We start from the raw sequence: 17,080 nt of genomic DNA, 5'->3' as shown, positions 1-17,080 counted from the left end.
CTCATGCCGATCCAGCAGGACCTCATTCAATGGCATGTGGAAGACGTTCGCTGCCATCGCGGGGGCCGGATTCGCGTTCCGGTGGAACAGTCTCCGTTCGGCCGCATTCTGCCCTACCACCGCAGCGCGGGCGAACATCCGAAACCGGGTTGTAGCGAATTGGTCCGCTCCCGGGGATGGATCGCCGATCTCGGGCAGCGCAGCCTCGGCGAACTGCTGCTGGGCCTCTCCTCGGTGACCGCGTTGGGCGAGGTCACCGAGCAGGTGCCGTTGCACTACAGCGGACCGGAAGCGGACCTGATGCGGCGGTGTTCGATTCCGGTGGAGTCGACCAAGCACACCTGGGGGCCGCACGTCGTCCGGACCGCCACCCGCGCCCCCATCCGCTTCCGGGTCGACCCGGAGGAGCAGCCGACCTGGCTGGACTCGATCGGCCCCGGCGAGGTCGAAGTGCACTCGGCGCTGCCGATGCGGCATTACCTCGCGGTGGAGCAGAGCCTCGGCGAGCGGCTGTCCGTCGACAGCGCACCCGCTCCGCGGTTCACCTCCGAGAGGGCTCCCGAACCGTGGCACGTCGTGTTCGTCGCCGTGCCGGGCTGGCCGCGGAACCTGGAGTTCCAGCCCGCCGATTTCGCGGCCGTGGCCCGATCCCTGGTCGGCATGGTCGACGCCCCGTGGCGGTTCACCGTCGTGACCGCGCGCAGCACGGCGATGGCCGACATGTTCGACGGGCTGCCCGCCGACGTGCTGTGCGAGCCCGGTGCCGCGCGCTGCGTGGACCTGTTCGCCTCGGCCGAACTGGTCGTCGGCACCGACTCCGGGCTCACCCAGCTGGCGGCGTTGACCGAACGCGCCGACGGCGGTGGCCCGCAGGTCGTCGGCCTGTACTCCAGGCACGCGCACATCAAGTGGACCACCGGCCGCCCCGGCCACCACGCGATCGCGACCCGCTTCGCCCAGCTGCTCGCGCTGGCCGACCGCTCCGCGGATCACGCCGAACTGACCGACGCCACTTGGGGCGCCGGAGCGGATCTGCGGTCGGTCCCGCCCGAACTGGTGGCCGACTTCGCCGCCCGGTGCGCCGGATGGCGCTGAACGACCTGGCGGGCCGAACCCGTCTCGACAACGGGCCTTCCCCGCCGCGCTCCGACGCCCGCTCCGTCCGGATCGCGAAGCCGCGGTCACGTCCTCGCCGCACCCGCCGGTGATGAACTCGTGCATGGTTCCTCCACATGGGATCGATCTCGATCGTGCGCCCGCCGGCGAGCACACCTGGACGAGCTCCGGCGGTTTCCACTACGAGACAAGGAGAACGCAACGCCGGATCGGGGAGCGACGGCTCAGGAGAACCTCCCGACACCGCTAAGTAAAACGTACCTGCTCTCGAAATGACATCGCTCGATCGAGGGGTCGTATCATGGGCGCGTGTCCGCAGGTGCAGGTGAAGTCCGCTATGACGACGCGTTCGTCGCCGCGGTCGGCGTGCTCAACACCCGCTGGGCGCTGCACGTCGTGCACGCGCTCAGCGCGGAACCGCTGGGGTTCAACGAACTGCGGCGCCGAGTCCCCGGCGCCGGCCCGAGCACGCTCAAGCAACGGCTCTCCGAACTGGCCGACGCGGGACTGCTGCACCGCGAGGTGCTCGACGGTTCCCCGCCGCGCACCCGCTATTCGCTGACCGAGCGCGGTGCAGGACTGCAGCCGATGTTCACCGAGATGACGTCCTGGGCCGACCGCCACCACCTGGAGACGACCGACCCCGCCGAGATCAGCGGAGGAGTTCTCGGGCTGTTCCAGGAGAAGTGGGCCATGCACGTCGTCTGCGTGCTGCTGACCGGGCCGCACGGCTTCAACGAGCTGGCCCGCGAGGTCGGGATCAGCCAGGTCACCCTGTCGCAGCGGTTGAGCGAGCTGGAGCGCCGCGGCCTCGTGGACCGCGACCGCACCGGCGCCACCCCTGCCTACACCCTCAGCCCCGCGGGCATGGACTTCCGCGTGGTCGCCGAGCCGCTGGTCGAATGGGCCCACGACCTGCACGCCCACCACAAGCGTCCCGCCGCCGATCGCACCGAGGACGCGGCGCGCGGCTGAGCGGATCAGGGCTCGTTCGGGCCGCTCGGCACGACGGCACCGGCCGCGCCGAACGTCAACCGACGATCGGGTCGCGCGCCTGCTCCGCGTCTTCGCGGCGTCGCACCTGGTCCTCGCACCCGTTGAGGTAGTCCGGCGTCGTCGCCAGCAGGACCGCGAGGCCGTCGACGATCTCCGCCCGCGGGTTGGTGTTGCGGCTGCACGCGAGCTGCTGCAGGTACTGGGTCGAGACCTTCACCTGCCGGTACCGGTGGAGCTGCTCGGCCAGCGCGGCCAGCGAACAGCCGCGCTCCCGGTACAGGTCGCGGAACCGCTTGCCCAGGAACTGCCGGTCGCGGCCCACGAGGTACCCCACCGAGGACTTCAGCACGAGCGCGAGTTCCGCGGCGTAGTGCGGCACCGGCGAATCGGGAGCCCTGCCGAGCTTGGCTATCCCCGGCCTGGTGACGACGACTCCGCGCTTGCCCAGGTCACGCACCAGTTCCGGGTAGCTGTACCCGCGCTGCTCGCACAGCAGCCGGAATCGTCGCGCGCTGATGCGCTGATCGCCGGACACGACGAACACCCCCAGAAAGCACGGGGTTCGGCACCCCTGACCACCCACTGTAAGCGGTGATCCCCTTGTCTTCGCGGGGCGCCACAATTTAAGCTGCTCACCAGCAGGAATCAACTCAGCCGCGGATTCCCCCGCTCAGCGGTCCCGCGGCTGGGGATTCGGTGTGTCCGGCGCGGAACCCGATGTGCCGCGTTCCTGCACCCGAGCCGGGGGTCAGGAAGCGCCGCGCACGCGGTGCCGCGCCGGATGCGTTGTTCAGGGGGTACATCGCATCCGGCGCGCAGGGATGCCACGCCGATCGCCCACGCTCCGGCTCGCCTCGTCGAGCCTTCCGGTGCGGAGCCGTCGGCCGAGCGCCGCCGGAAAATCGCTCGACGGCCCCGGATCCCGCGGTTACCGTCCTCCCCGATGCCCATCTCGGATGAGTGCGCCGCCCGGTAGCGGCGGCGTGCTCCTGCTCTGATCGCACCTCGCCGCAGCAGCGTCAGCTGCCGGCGCGGCCGGTTCCGGCCGCCCGGCTCCACGTTCTACTGCGGAGTTCTCCTGTGCGCACTTCTCCTGGTGCCGGGCGCGTGCTCGGCGGGATCACCACGTCCCGGCAGGCTCTCGTCCTGGTCACCGTTCTGCTGTCCTCCCTGCTGTTCCCGTTGACGATCACCGGCGCGTCGCTCGCGCTGCCGGGTGTCGAAGCGGACCTCTCCCCCGGACCGAACGCGTTGTCGTGGGTGGTCAACGGCTACAACGCGTGCTTCGCGGCCTTCCTGGCGGTGACCGGGGTGTTGGCCGACGCGCTCGGCAGGCGACGTGTTTTCGGTTGCGGCGTGGGGCTTTTCCTCCTCGCCGGGATCGGATGCGCGGTGGCCGGTGACGTGGTCGCCCTCATCGCGGCGCGGGCGCTGAGCGGGCTCGGCGCCGCGGCGGCGACCACCGGCGGGAGCTCGCTGCTCGCGGCGACGCTGCCCCCGGCGGTGCGGGCCCGCGCGTTCGGGCTGCTCGGCGCGGTGCTGGGTGCCGGGCTCGCGTTCGGCCCAGCGGCGGGCGGGCTGCTGGTGGCCGGGTTCGGCTGGCGCGCCGTGTTCGCGGTGCCCGCGGCGTTGGCGGCAGCGGCACTGCTGCTGGTGCCGTTGCTGCCCACGGCTCCGGGTGAGCCGGAGCGGCGGATCGACTGGCCGGGCGCGGGCCTGTTCACCGCCGCGCTGCTGTTGTTGATCTTCGGGTTGAACGAGAGCGCGACTCTCGGGACTGCTGGAGCAGCACTGATCGGCGTCGTCCTGGTCGGCACGTGCGCGGCGTTCGTGGTGGTAGAGCGCCGGAGCGCGGAGCCGCTGTTCGAGCTGGGGCTGCTGCGGAATCGCCGGTTCGCGGCCTTCGCGCTCGCCGCGGGCACCTTCATGGGCGTGCTGGTGCCGCTGCTGGTCTACCTTCCCTCGTACCTGGTGACCTCGCTCGGATTCGCCCCGGTGCGGGCCGGGCTCTGGCTGCTGGTGCTGACCGCGCCGACCGTGTTCCTGCCCTTCGCCGGCTCCATGCTCGCCCGGCGGGTACCACCGGGCGTTCTCGTGGCGGCGGCGGTGGCGGTCACCGGCGCGGGCGCCGCGCTGGTGGTGACCACCGGCCCGGGCGTCGCGGGAAGCGCGCTCGTCGCGGCACTGCTCTGCGTCGGCATCGGTGTGGGGCTGTCGAACGGCGTCCTGGACGGGCTGGCGATCGGCAGCGTCCGATCTGAGCAGGCGGGGACCGCATCCGGCCTGTTCAACACCGTTCGGCTCACCGCCGAGGCCGTCGCGCTCGCCGGTGCGGGTGCGGTCGTGTCGGCTGCGGGCGGAGTGCTCGGCGTGGAGTTCGCGGGAGCGCTGCACCTCGTCTGCGCGGCGCTGGCCGCGATGACGGCCATCTCGGCGGTGGCGGTTCTCGTGCTGTCCCGACGCTGAGACCGCGACGGCGGAGTTCCGGACCTGGGCGGCTCGGGCGTTCGTCGTCGCGGTGCAGCCGCTGCCGAGCACGCACGCGGACGTCCTCGTCGTGCGCACGTGCGACTTCGATCAAATGCCGCTACGACGCGGGACCGACACGATCTCACCGCGCACGGGCTGCGCTGGTAGCGCGACGGATCCCCGCTGCGGCGCAGGTCAACGCTGATGCTCACCGCGCGCGCATCACCTGGGCGCTGGAGCTGCACGTGCCGGTGCCCGGAGCCGAAGGGCGCGCGCCACGGCGTCGGCGAGCTCACCAAACCGCCAGATCTCACCGGGTGAACGGACCGTTCGCCGGATCCCGTTGGACGAAGGGTCCGTTCACTCCGCCCGGTAGGGCGTCACGCGGTGTGCATCATCCCGGCGGGTGTTGGCCGTCGGACGGCGTGCGATCTTGTTGATGGTTGAACGACTCCGCTTCAGCCGGGCGTTCCGATCGGTGCCGTTCGGCGCGTCACGGATCACACTCGGCCACACCGACCGGAATGGAGCGTTTACAGTGCGTGCCCGCCAGACCATAGTTTGAGGCGCACGCGCGGTTGCCGACTCGTGGAGAGACGATCATGCAGAACAGGCTCGCCCGCACGGTGCGGACGGCACTGCTCATCGGGGCAGGCAGTGCGGTCACGCTGGTCCTCGTCCCGACCGCCATCAGCATCGGGACCGGCGGAAAGCTCCCCGGGTTCCTCCAACCGCTGGCGACGTTCCTGTGGCCGCTGGTCATCGTGTTCCTTCTGTTCGCCGTCGCGCTCGCCGCGTGGGAACGCATCACCAACGCCGACAAGCCCATCACCGCGCGCCGGCTCAACTCGCCGTCGAACCGCGAACGGTCCGTGCAGAGCACCGAGCGCTACGCCCGCGAACGGCTCAACGGCTCCCTCGCCGAACACGTCACGCGACTGCTCGAGGTCGACGAGGTGCCGCCGACGGTCGCCCGTCCGGCGGACGTCGTCGTGCAACTGAACCAAGGCGGGAAATCCCGGCTGCCCGCCCACGCCGACCTGCCCAAGACCCTCGACGACGCCAACGGTGCGCTGCTGATCCTCGGCGCGCCGGGCTCCGGCAAGTCGACGCTGCTGCTGGAGCTCACCCGCGCGCTGTCGCTGCGGGCCGCGGGCGACCAGAAGCGGCCGATCCCGTTCATCATCGACCTCGGATCCTGGGCGATGTCCGGGTGGCGGTGGGACAACCGCAGGCCCGCGCCGCCCGCCGACTTCGAGAAGTGGCTGCTGCGCGAGATCGAACGCCGCTACACCGTGCATCCCTCGCTCGGCCGGATCTGGCTAGAACAGGGCAAGGTCGGGCTGATGCTCGACGGGCTCGACGAGGTCCCGACCGAATACCAGGAACGCTGCGTCAACGAGATCAACAAGCTGCGCGACTCGTTCATCATCCGGGAACTCGTGGTGTGCTGCCGCAGCGAGGAGCACGAGGCGCTCACCGCGCCGCTGCAGCTGAACAACTCCGTCACGATCAACCCCCTCACCCGCAAGCAGGTCGTGGAGTTCTTCACCCGCATCGGCCCCCGCGTGGACGGCGTGCGCTCGGCGCTGCGCACCGACCCGGAACTGTGGCGGCTGCTGGACTCACCGCTGATGCTGAGCCTGATGGCGCTCGCCTACCAGGACCGGCCGCCGTCGGAGATCCGGCTCAGCGGCACGCTGGCGCAGCGGCGGCGCGAGGTGTTCGACGCCTACCTCACCGCCGTCCCCACCCGGGAGGTCGACGACCTCGGCTACCCGCCGGAGAAGGTGCTGCGGACGCTGCGCTTCCTGGCGCGCGTCTCGGCGAGCCCGCTGTGCAACGACCTCACGGCCCGCACCCGGTTGCCGAGCCTCGTCGCGTGGGCGCGCTTCCTGCCGTCGAGCACGCTGGTGCACGTGTTCGGGCGCGGACTTCCCGGCGTGCTCGCCGGATCCGTCACCGGTGCCACGCTGGCGATGGGCATGCTGCTGGGCCCCGCGTCCGCACTGGTGACGGCGGTGCTGCTGGTCGGGTACGTGGCGTTCCTCGACCACCTCTCGACGCTGCCGTGGGTACGCCCGGCGCAGAAGTCCGGCACCATCCCGCAAGGCTGGATCACCACCGCCTGCGGCTTCCTGCTCGGCCTGGTGGTGAGCCTGGCGCTGGTCGGGCTCATCACGCCCGCGACGAACTGGCTCGCGGCGCAGCCGCTGTGGGTCGGGGTGCCCGTGGTGATCCTGACGGCGTTCCTGACCATCATGAGCGCGGTCGAAGCGTGGTCGAAGATGCCCGGCAACAGCGCGGCGCTCGGCGGGGCCGGGTCGGCGCTCGTCGGCGTCTCGATGTTCTGGATCGGGCCGCAGGAGCTGCTGACCTCGATGGGCATCGGCGTGGTGCTGGGCATCGTCGCCGGGCTCACCACCGCGGCCCGCGACGAGGTGTGGTGGCAGTTCGGCGAGGACCAGTACGAGGCGTTCGACGGGCAGGGTTCCAAGCTGCTGAAGAACTCCGCTCCGCTGGTCGGCGCGGCCGGGCTGCTGGGCGTGCTCCCGGTGCTGTTCTCCGGGACGCTGCTCGACGAGCGGGCCCTCGACACGGCAATCGGCCTGCTGGTGGCGGGGCTCGCCGCGCCCGCTGCGTGGCACGCCGACGTGTTCCCCTTCGACAGCGCGAAGAACGCCGCCTCCGAATGGCTGGCGCGGGCGATGGCGCTGAGCGAACTGCCGGTCCGGCGGGCGCGGTTGCTGCGCGGGCTCGCGGAGCACAGCATGCTGTCCCGCGTGGACGGTGGCTATCGCTTCACCCACCTGCTGCTGCGCGATCACCTGCTCGGATACGAGCGGAAGCAGGCGAAGAAAGCGAGCGGCGAGGAGCCCTCGCCGGAGGCCGACGCGGCGGACGGGCCAGCGGCGGAGAAGAGCTCTTCCGACGCCGGGGAATCCACCAGCTCGGACGGGGCGGCGAAGGCGGGCTTTCCCGAGCTGTCCTCGTCCGATGCCGCCGCGGCTCCAGCTTCAGGAGAGGAGAAAGCCGCAGCGGATCCGGCGAAACCTAGCGCCGCGAAACCCTGAGCGGCACCGCCGTGCTCGCGCGGTGATCAGCGCACCGCGGGGATCAGCCGTGCCAGGCGGCGGTACGAATCGAGCAAGGCGTCCTCGTCGTGGCCGCTGGTCGTGATGAGCAGCTCGTCGGCCTCCACTGCGTCCACGATGGACTGCAGCCGGTCGCCGACCTCCTCCTCGGTGCCGTGCACGTGGCCTCGCATCGCGCGCTCGAAGTGCTCGCGCTCCTTGTCGCTCGGTCGGCGGGCGAGGACGTCCGCCGCGGATTCCAAGGGCGGGAAGACGCCGTGCACCCGAGAGTAAGCGGTCGACCACGCCTCCGGGACGAGGATGCGGCGCGCCTGCTCGGCGGTCTCGGCGACCGCGACGGACCGGGACAGCACCACGCGGGGCCGGTCCGACCACGGCGACGGGCGGAACCGCTCGCGGTAGGCGTCGATCGAACTCCGCAGCGCGTCGTCGCCGCGCACCGCGGCGATCACCAGCGGCAACCCCGCCTCCGCCGCGAACTCGACGCCCGCGCCGGTGGCCAGCACGAACACCGGGATGCGCAGCCCCTCCGACGGCACCGCACGCACCGCCGAGCCCGAACCGCCGGTGAAGTAGCCGAGCAGTTCGGCCAGCTGCTCGGCGAAGCGCTCCGCGGACTCGCGCCCGTGCCCCAGCGCCCGGCGCACCGCCGAGGTGAACCCGAGCGATCGGCCCAGGCCCAGATCGATGCGGCCCGGGTGCAACGACTCCAGGACGCCGAACTGCTCGGCCACGACCAGCGGCGCGTGGTTCGGCAACATCACCCCGCCGGTGCCCACCCGGATGTGCGAGGTCGCCCCCGCCACCGCCGCGGCCAGGACCGCCGGGGCCGCCCCGGCCACCCCGGGGACGCCGTGGTGCTCGGCCACCCAGAACCGGTGGTAGCCGAGCGCCTCCGCCTCCACGGCGAAACGGACCGTGCGCGACAACGACTCCGCGGGAGCGCGCCCGCGACGGACGAGCGAACGGTCCAGGACGGAGAAGCGCAGGGGTGCGGCGGTCACACCGGTGCCAACACCGGCGGGCGCCGGGCGGATTCCCGACTGATGCCCAGATCTCCGACTCGACCGAACAGTCCGCTATCGATACCCCGAATGGAGCAGTCTTCTGAATGGGGATACTCTCTGCACTCGATCACCACGTTGCGTATTCACAACAGGAGGACTTGCTGTGACGACCTTGGCTCCACCAGCCCTCACTTACCAGTTGACCTGCGACGACACGCACGGCTGGGCTGCCGTGTACCGCACCAGCGGGGCGGTTCTGGAGTTCCTCGGCTTCCAGCGCCTCGACGAGGCCACCTTGCGGGTGCTGCGCGAGAACCCGGGCACCAACCGCGACGAGGACGGCATGCTCCGGTGCACGATCACGCTCTGAGCACCCGGTAGCCGGTGCGCCGAACCTCCTGCACAGTCGGATACCACGAGGACACGCGGGGGGACGAGATGAACGAGGCGCAGACCGAGCCGGTGGTGGTCGGCATCGATGGATCCGGGACCGCGCGGAGAGCCGTTCGCTGGGCGGCAGGGGAAGCCGCGCGCAGGCGGACAGGGCTGCGGATCGTCTACGGCGACGTGTTCGCCGCGCCCGCGATCCCCGGCCTGCGCAAGGCGCAAGCGCCGCCGGAAGTGGTCCGCGCCGACGTGGAGAAGTCGCTGGCCGAGGCCGCCGAAGCCGCCCGGCGGGAAAGCCCGGAGATCGCGGTGGAGACCGCCTCACTGCCCGGAACTCCGACGTCGGTGCTGATCGAGCAGTCGCGCCGGGCAGGCCTGGTGGTGGTCGGCGATCGCGGGCTCGGCGGATTCACCGGGCTCCTCGCGGGCTCGGTCGCCGTGTCCGTCGCCGCGCACGCGCACGGCTCCATCGCCGTGGTGCGAGCGCGAAACGGGCATGAGCAGGACTCGGCGCACGGACCGGTGGTCGTGGGACTCGACGGCTCGAAGCAGGACGAGCGCCTGCTCGCGCACGGGTTCGACGCCGCGGCCGGATACGAAGCCCCGCTGCACGTCGTGCACGCCTGGAACCTGGTGGGCGTCGACGTGCGGCGGATGCGCGTAGGACTGGCGGCCGACGAGATCCAGGCTGGTGAGCAACGCCTGCTGTCCGAACTGCTGGGCGGCTGGGGCGAGCGGTATCCGGACGTCGAGGTGCACCAGCACGTCACCCGCGGGTCGGCGGCGGCGGAACTGCTGCGCCACGCCGAGCAGGCGCGGCTCGTGGTCGTCGGGGCGCGGGGCCGCGGCGGATTCACCGGCATGCTGCTGGGCTCGACGAGCCAAGCGCTGATCCACCACGCGCCCTGCCCGATCCTCATCGTGCGCAGCGCGAACGACTAGAAGCCGATCAGCTGGTCGCGGCCAGCGCTGAGCGCACGAGCACTCGTGCTCATGTCGCGGCACCGCCCGCGAAGTTCGACACCTCCTCCACCGCGAGCGCCGCGCGCAGCGCGAGGTGGTCCTGCCAGCGCGCGGCGGTCAGCTGGATCCCGACCGGCATGCCCGAATCCGGGTGGCGCCCGCAGGGAACGCTGATCGACGGCCCGCCGTACATCGACCAGACGTAGGTGAACCGGGCGATGCTCCTGGTGGAATCCGCGAGGTCGACCGCGTCGCGCCGCGGCACGTCCACCGGGATCGTCGGCGTCGCGATCACGTCGACCTCGGCGAACACGTCGTCCACCCGACGCTGGAACCCACCGCGCCACCGCCGGGCCTCCTGAGCGCGCCGCGGCGGGACCTCGTGCCCGAGCCGGATCCGGCGCAGCACATCGGGATCGAGAGTCTCCGGGCGCAGCCGCACGCGTTCCTCGTGCACCTCGGCCGCCTCCGGGTACATCATGTCGAGCATCTGCCGCTGCGCGATCTCGACGTCCGGGACCGCCACCCGCCGCGGCTCGCCCCACACCTCGCGCAGCGCGTCCAACGCGGACCGCAGCACGCTCGCCACTCCCGGTTCGACGTCGTCGAAGAAGGTGTTCGCGGGCACGCCGACGCGCAGTTCGCCCGCTGCGCCCGCGAGCGCGGACTCCACGGGGATGCGCTCGGCGTTCACCGACGTCGGGTCCGCCGGATCCCACTCGTCCAGCGCGGCGAGCACCGCCGCCGCGGTGCGCACGTCCACCGCCATCGGCGACACGACGTCGAAGGACGAGCTGACCGGGAACACACCCGCGTTCGAGACCCGTCCCAGGGTGGGGCGGACACCGACGATCCCGTTGACCGCGGCCGGGACGCGCCCCGAACCTCCGGTGTCGGTCCCCAGCGAGGCGGCGCACATCCCGGCTGCCACGGCGACCGCGGAACCGCTGCTGGAACCGCCCGAGATCCGCGCGTGGTCCCACGCGTTGCGGCAATCGCCGAAGGTGTCGTTGCGGCCGACGACGCCCATCGCGAACTCGGCCATGTTGTTCTTCGCCACGACGACCGCGCCCGCCTCTCGCAGCAGGCGGGTCGCGGTCGCGTCGGTCACCGCCGGAGCGCTGCTGTGATGGGCAGAACCGGCTGTGCTGACCACCCCGGCGACGTCGATGTTGTCCTTGAGGGTCACCGGCAGCCCGTGCAGCGAGCCGCGCGGGCCGGTCGCCTCGTCGAGCCGGTCCGCGTCGCGCAGCGCCTGCTCGTCGAGCGTGCTGATCAGCGCGTGCAGCGCGGAGTCCTTGGTCCCGGCGAGTGCGAGCCGCGCCTCGACGAGGTCTCGGATCGACGTCACTGAGCTCTCCTCACGATGACGCCGGTGGGCGGTGAACGCACCCCGCCCACCGGCTGGTCCTCCCCCGGCTCGGACGTGCCGGGGGGATGGTTCTCCTCGCAGAGCGGCCGTTCAGCGGCGGAACCGCCGAGGTCCCGCCGCTGAGCGGCTCGCCCCGCGACGACCTCGTCAGCGCGCGGAACGCAGTCGAGCCGTCGCCGCCTCGTCCACCGCCGAGGCCGCCAGGTCGATCGCCACCCCGTAGTGGGTCCGCGCATCGTCGACCGAGACGAAGTCGTCGAGGACGTCTTCCAGCACGGTCGCGGCGTCGCGCTCGAACGGATCGCCGTACCCGCCGCCGGACGGCAGTTTGATCTCCAGCGTGTCGCCCGCTGCGCACTTCTCCTGGGTGACCTTCGAGTACATGGGCTCCTCGCGGTCGGTGCCCGCGTTGCGGGTGAACGATCCGGCGCGGCCCGCGTGGCCGCCTTCGAGCCCCTTGGGCGGGTCGTTGCGGTTGTCGGCCTCCGACCCGATGAACGTGTCGGTGAGCATCTTCCACTTGCGCACGCTGCCGATCCCGCCGCGGTAGCGCCCCGGAGCCGGCGGTTCGTCGCGCAGCTCGTAGCGCTCCGCGAGCATCGCGTGGTTGAGCTCCAGCTCCTCGATCGGGTTGTTGCGGGTGTTGGCCATCAGCGAATCGACGCAGTCCATGCCGTCCTTGCCGTTGCGCCCGCCGTAGGACCCCTCGTTGATCTCGATGTAGACCCAGTACGACTTGCCGTCCGCGGCCAGCCCCGAGTAGGCGATGGCGCACAGCGCCGCCGACGAACCCGCGACCGCCCGGTCCGGGAGCACGTCGGACAACGCGAGGTTGATCGAGTCGAAGATCCGGTTGATCTGGGAGAACCGCGCGAAGCAGGACGCGGGGAAATTCGGGTTGAACAGCGTGCCCTCCGGCGCGTACGCCTTCGCGGGGCGGAAGCAGCCGTCGTTCTGCGGGACGAACTCCTCGGTCAGCGCCTCGTCGAGCAGCAGCGTGCGCACCGCGGAGGCCACGGTCGGCAGCACCGAGCCCTCGAACGGCACGTTGAACGCGGTCGGCACCTGCCCGTTGGACCCGGTGAGGTCGACCACGACGTCGTCGTCCTCGACCTTCACCCGCACCGCGACCTTCAACGGCACGTCCCGGTTCTTGCCGTCGTCGTCCAAATAGGACACCGGGGCTTCGTACTCGCCGTCCGGGATCTCCCGGATCTTGCGGCGCAGCATGTCCTCCGAGTAGTCCATCCACTTGTCCGCGGCCGACATCACGACGTCGAGCCCGTAGCGGTCGAGCAGTTCGAGGAACCGCTTCTCCCCCAGCCGGGAGCAGGCGATGAGCGCTTCGAGGTCACCGGCGTTCTGCTCGGGAGTGCGCACGTTGTCCAAGATGTGCTGGATCAGCGCCTCGTTGCGCACGCCCGCGTCGTAGATCTTCATTGAGTCCATCAGCTTGCCCTCGGCCCAGACGTCCACGACGTCCATGCACAGACCGGGGAAGTTCCCGCCGATGTCGGAGACGTGGCCGGTGCAGCCCGCGAAGCCGATGTGCGCGCCGCCGAAGAAGATCGGGATCATGATCCCGTAGTCGGGCGAGTGCGCCGCCCCGTGGTATGGGTGGTTGTGCAGGATGACGTCGCCGGGCCGGTAGGTGCCCGCGAGCTTGCGGTCGATGCCGCGGATGTAGGCCGGGATCGACCCGCAGTGCATCGGCGTGGAATCCGACTCGCACAGCTCCCTGCCGTTCGCGTCGAAGATGCCCGCGCCGAGGTCCTCCGATTCCCGGATCAGGCTGGAGTACGCCATCCGGTAGAGGATCTGCGCCATCTCCTTGGCGATGCTGTTCAACGCACCGCCGATCACCCGCAAGGTGATCGGGTCGACGTCGACGGTGGTGAAGTTGCGGGGTGCGACTCCGGCGAGCGACACGCCGGCGGGGTCGAGCGCGGTCACCGCTGGCCTCCTTCGGTGCTGACGGCGGTTTCGATGATGATGTGACCCACCCGGTCGATCGTGGCCGTCTGCTGCGGGCCGACGACGGTCGTGGAGTCGAACTGCTCGACGATCGCCGGTCCGGCGAAGACGTTGCCCGCCTTGAGCAGCGCGCGGTCGTAAACGGGGGTGTCGAAGGTCTTCGGCTGGTTGTCAGCGGTCCAGAACAGCGCCTCGGTGGTGTCCTTCACCGCGGCCGACGCGTCCGGACCGCCCTCCTCGATGTCGGCGAGCGGCACGTGGCCGACCCTGCCGACGGCGGCGACCCGCACGTTGACCAGGTGCACCGGCTTGTCGTCGAACCGCTGGGAGTAGGTCCGCTCGTGCACCTCGTGGAACGCCTCCGCCGTGCGGGCCACCCATTCGGCGTCGACCTCCCCGGACGGGGCGGGCACGCGCAGTTCGTAGCCCTGCCCGATGTAGCGGCAGTCCAGGCTGCGCTCCAGCACGATCTCCGAGGGGTCGAGTCCGTCCCCGGCGAGCTGCTCCACCGCCTGGGTGCTGAGCCGGTCGAACTCCGCGGCGATCCGATCCAGGTCCGGGTCGGTCGACGACGTCCACACCGTCGCGGGCGTCTCCACCCGGATGTCGGTGCTGAGCAGGCCCATCGCCGAGGCGATGCCCGGGTGGTGCGGCACGATGACGCGCGGCACCCGCAGCTGCTCGGCGATGTGCCAGGCGTAGAGCGGCCCCGCCCCTCCCTCGGCGACCAGCGAGAAGTCCCGCGGGTCGTAGCCCTTGCGCACCGAGTGCAGGCTGATCGCCTCGGTCATCGCGTGCGCCAGGATCTGGAAGATCCCGATCGCGGCCTGCTCGACGGAGGTGTCGAGCTTGTGCGCGATGTGCTCGTCGATCGACTTGGTCGCCAGCTGCGGGTCCACGAACATCGAGCCGGACAGGAAGCTGTCGGCGCGCAGCCACCCCATCGCCACCATCGCGTCGGTGCTGGTGGGCTCGGTGCCGCCTCGCGCGTAGCAGGCAGGTCCGGGTGTCGCGCCCGCGCTGCGCGGCCCGACGCGGAACATGCCGCCCGCGTCGACGAACGCGATCGATCCGCCGCCCGCGCCGATCGTGTCGACCTCGGCCATCGGCACCATCGCGTGGTAGTCGCCGATGCGGGTGTCCAGCAAGTGCTTCATGCGCAGCTTGCCGTCGGGGGCCACGCCGATGTCGGCCGAGGTGCCCCCGACGTCGAGGGTGATGACGCTCGGATGCCCGGATGCGGCGCCGATCGCGCAGCCGCCGAGCAGCCCGGCGACCACCCCGCTGGTGAGCAGCAGGACCGGGTTGTCCGCCGCGAGCCGCGAGGAGATCAGCCCGCCCGCCGAGGTCATCAGCCGGATGTCGCCGCGCACCCCGGCCTCGCGGGTCGTCTCGGCGAGGCTGTCGATGTAGCCGGACACCCGCGGGCCGACGAACGCGTTGAGCGCGGTCGTGGAGAACCGCTCGTATTCCCGGTACTGCGGCGCGACCTCGCTGGAGAGCGAGACGAACATCCCGGGGCACTCCTGCTCGATGATCCGCTTCACCGCCTGCTCGTGGACGGGATTGCGGTAGGAGTGCAGGAAGCACACCGCGATGGCCTGCACGCCGCTGCTCTTGAGCTCCCGCACCTGCTCGCGGACCGCGTCGAGATCGAGGGGCACGAGCACTTCGCCCGCGGCGTTGATCCGTTCCGGCACCACGCGGCGGTTGCGCCGGCGCACCAGCTGCCACTTCTGCCACGGCAGGTCCTGGTAGGACGAGTAGTTCAGCGGACGCTTCTTGCGGGCGATGTGCAGGATGTCCCGGAAGCCCTCGGTGGTGATCAGTCCGATGTCGGATCCGTTGTGCTCCAGCACGATGTTGGTCGCGACCGTCGTTCCGTGCAGGAACTGGTCGAGGTCGCTCACCGAGATGCCGGCCGCGTCGGCGAGCTGCTGAACCCCGTTCACCGTGGCCAGGGACGGATCCTGGGGCGTGGACGGGATCTTGTGCACGGACACGGATCCCGCTTCGTCCCAGTACATGAGGTCGGTGAAGGTGCCACCGACGTCCACTCCGATGCGCTTCATTGCGTGGTCTCTCCTAGCCGGGTGACGCTGTCGTGCGCCGCCCACCGCCGTGCGAGCTCGTCGCCTCGGGCGATGCGCGTGGCGGTCCGGGCGACGGATCTCAGCGGTGGGCGACTTGCCGGGGTGATCGCTGCTCAGCGGGACCGCCGCTGGCGGGGCACTGGTCGACGACCGTGCCGGAGGAGTCCTTCGTCCGACGCCGCGTGCCGCGGGTTCCCCTGCCGGGGAGGCGGTGGCCGGAAGGATCGCGTGCGACGACGCGGTCGCACGAACGCTCTGGCTGGCCACAGTGCACGGCCACAGCGGCACCTCCTGTGAATCGACGCCCCGAGCGGATCGAGCCGTGCCGCCGAACGGGGCTGGCGTCGACCTCCGGGTTGGCGTGAAGTATGCGGCGAACGGAGCAGCGAATCAATACGTCGGACATTTTTTCGCCGCCGCGACCGCCGAAGCGAGCCGAGACGTCGACACCGCCCCGCAACGGCCATCCGGCCACCGCAAGAACCTTCACGGACGGCCCCGCCGAGACGCGAAAGGGCCCCAGGCGTCGCACCTGGATCGCGCCCACAACCCGCAGACCGAACGGAAACGGCCGCGACCACTCGCAGTCGATCTTGCCGGGCCCGACCGGCCGCCGACGCACCGGCGCGGAACCCACCACCGCCTCGCTGGCACGAGGCGCTCGACGAGCGCGCACTTCGACTGAAGATCAGCCGCGCGACACTGATCCAACTAATTGTCTGATGTTTGACGTCTGATGCTCAGCGAAGCGCGTCGTCCAAGTGCGCGCGGGCGACCTGCTCCAGGTGTTCCAGATCCGAGGACACGCTGGCGAAGGTGAACCCTTCGGCCAGCCGCCGGGCCGCCGTGGCCCCGTCGGGCGTGTGGATGCCGACGGCGATCCCGGCGGCGTCGGCCGCGGCCCGGACCGCGGCCAGCGCGGCGTCGAACTCGGCGGCGACCGCCGGATCGCCCGGGTACGCCGCACCCACCGCCAGCGCCATGTCCGCCGGACCGATGTAGACCCCGTCCAGGCCGGGAGTGGCGCTGATCGACTCGACGTTCGCCAATCCCAGCGGTGTCTCGATCATCGCGAGGACGACGACGCTCGCGTCGGCCTCCGCGGGCTCGGGGCCGATCCGCAGGCTCGACCGCATCGGCCCGTACGAGCGGATGCCGCCCGGCGGGTAGCGGGTGGCCGCGACCGCGGCGGCGGCCTGCTCGGCGTCGTCCACCAGCGGCACGATGATGCCGCGCGCGCCCGCGTCCAGCGCGCGGCAGATCGCGGCCCGGTCGTGCGAAGCGACCCGCACGACACCGGTGGCACCGCCCGCGGCGTCGATCGCGATGAGGCCGTTGAGGATGCCCTGGTACCCGAGCAGCCCGTGCTGCCCGTCCAGGCACACGTAGTCGTAGCCCGCCCTGGCGAGGCGCTCGGTGGCGGGCGGGGCGTCGAGCATCACCCAGTACCCGACCGCGGGCTCCCTGGTGCGGATCTTGCGCACGAAATCGGCGGTCATGCGGCCCCTCCCCGTCGTCGTTCCCGCACTGGCCGATCGATTGAAGCACCCGGCGCGCCGGTCGGGACTGCTCCGATCTGGTTCCACGACGCCGAATTCCACCAGAAGG

At 71.2% G+C, this 17,080-nt stretch carries 12 protein-coding genes; 6 read left to right on the top strand and 6 right to left on the bottom strand.

The features are described from left to right. Positions 1-81: 81 nt before the first annotated feature. Positions 82-1,095: a glycosyl transferase family 9 gene (locus OOZ19_RS05005; RefSeq protein WP_266088743.1), complete on the top strand. Its 1,014-nt coding sequence runs from the start codon at positions 82-84 to the stop codon at positions 1,093-1,095. Between the two features lie 330 nt (positions 1,096-1,425). Beyond that, positions 1,426-2,091 (top strand): winged helix-turn-helix transcriptional regulator, encoded by a 666-nt coding sequence (locus tag OOZ19_RS05000; protein WP_266088741.1) that lies wholly within the window; start codon positions 1,426-1,428, stop codon positions 2,089-2,091. A gap of 55 nt (positions 2,092-2,146) precedes the next feature. On the opposite strand, the gene OOZ19_RS04995 is transcribed toward OOZ19_RS05000, so the two are convergent. Further along, complete coding sequence (locus OOZ19_RS04995) at positions 2,147-2,647, bottom strand: helix-turn-helix domain-containing protein (protein WP_266088739.1); 501 nt, start codon at positions 2,645-2,647, stop codon at positions 2,147-2,149. Positions 2,648-3,192: 545 nt separating this feature from the next. Here OOZ19_RS04995 and OOZ19_RS04990 point away from each other — a divergent pair. Then, positions 3,193-4,578, top strand: a complete 1,386-nt coding sequence (locus OOZ19_RS04990) for an MFS transporter (RefSeq protein WP_266088737.1) — start codon at positions 3,193-3,195, stop codon at positions 4,576-4,578. A gap of 605 nt (positions 4,579-5,183) precedes the next feature. Next, entirely contained in the window at positions 5,184-7,655 is a 2,472-nt protein-coding gene (locus OOZ19_RS04985) for an NACHT domain-containing protein (protein ID WP_266088735.1), read from the top strand. Positions 7,656-7,681: 26 nt separating this feature from the next. Here OOZ19_RS04985 and OOZ19_RS04980 read toward each other — a convergent pair whose 3' ends face one another. After that, positions 7,682-8,680: an MsnO8 family LLM class oxidoreductase gene (locus OOZ19_RS04980; protein ID WP_266088733.1), complete on the bottom strand. Its 999-nt coding sequence runs from the start codon at positions 8,678-8,680 to the stop codon at positions 7,682-7,684. A 166-nt stretch (positions 8,681-8,846) separates the two neighbouring features. Between OOZ19_RS04980 and OOZ19_RS04975 the strand changes: the two genes are divergently transcribed. Both OOZ19_RS04975 and OOZ19_RS04970 read left to right on the top strand, forming a co-directional pair. Then, positions 8,847-9,053, top strand: a complete 207-nt coding sequence (locus tag OOZ19_RS04975) for a hypothetical protein (RefSeq protein ID WP_266088731.1) — start codon at positions 8,847-8,849, stop codon at positions 9,051-9,053. Positions 9,054-9,121: 68 nt separating this feature from the next. Beyond that, positions 9,122-10,012: a universal stress protein gene (locus tag OOZ19_RS04970; RefSeq protein ID WP_266088729.1), complete on the top strand. Its 891-nt coding sequence runs from the start codon at positions 9,122-9,124 to the stop codon at positions 10,010-10,012. A gap of 49 nt (positions 10,013-10,061) precedes the next feature. Here OOZ19_RS04970 and OOZ19_RS04965 read toward each other — a convergent pair whose 3' ends face one another. The 4 genes from OOZ19_RS04965 to OOZ19_RS04950 form a co-directional block, all read right to left on the bottom strand. Further along, on the bottom strand, positions 10,062-11,384 hold the full coding sequence (locus OOZ19_RS04965) for an amidase (protein WP_266088727.1): 1,323 nt from the start codon (positions 11,382-11,384) through the stop codon (positions 10,062-10,064). Positions 11,385-11,552: 168 nt separating this feature from the next. Continuing rightward, positions 11,553-13,358, bottom strand: coding sequence for a hydantoinase B/oxoprolinase family protein (locus OOZ19_RS04960; protein ID WP_266088725.1), 1,806 nt, complete (start codon positions 13,356-13,358; stop codon positions 11,553-11,555). After that, positions 13,355-15,451, bottom strand: a complete 2,097-nt coding sequence (locus OOZ19_RS04955) for a hydantoinase/oxoprolinase family protein (RefSeq protein WP_266088723.1) — start codon at positions 15,449-15,451, stop codon at positions 13,355-13,357. Before OOZ19_RS04955 ends, OOZ19_RS04960 begins: the two co-directional genes overlap by 4 nt. A 761-nt stretch (positions 15,452-16,212) precedes the next feature. Next, positions 16,213-16,971, bottom strand: coding sequence for an HpcH/HpaI aldolase family protein (locus tag OOZ19_RS04950; RefSeq protein WP_266088721.1), 759 nt, complete (start codon positions 16,969-16,971; stop codon positions 16,213-16,215). Between the last annotated feature and the right edge of the window lie 109 nt (positions 16,972-17,080).

The organism is Saccharopolyspora sp. NFXS83 (assembly GCF_026241095.1).
Classification (GTDB): Bacteria; Actinomycetota; Actinomycetes; order Mycobacteriales; family Pseudonocardiaceae; genus Saccharopolyspora_C.
Note: the sequence above shows the minus strand (reverse complement) of the source record. Positions and strands in the feature narration are given on the sequence as shown.

What these genes read in the sequence shown, in the direction of transcription:
- OOZ19_RS04985 (WP_266088735.1), top strand. Translation starts at nt 5,184, where the DNA reads ATGCAGAACAGGCTCGCCCGCACGGTGCGGACGGCACTGCTCATCGGG.
- OOZ19_RS04970 (WP_266088729.1), top strand. Translation starts at nt 9,122, where the DNA reads ATGAACGAGGCGCAGACCGAGCCGGTGGTGGTCGGCATCGATGGATCC.
- OOZ19_RS04955 (WP_266088723.1), bottom strand. Translation starts at nt 15,451, where the DNA reads ATGAAGCGCATCGGAGTGGACGTCGGTGGCACCTTCACCGACCTCATG.
- OOZ19_RS04950 (WP_266088721.1), bottom strand. Translation starts at nt 16,971, where the DNA reads ATGACCGCCGATTTCGTGCGCAAGATCCGCACCAGGGAGCCCGCGGTC.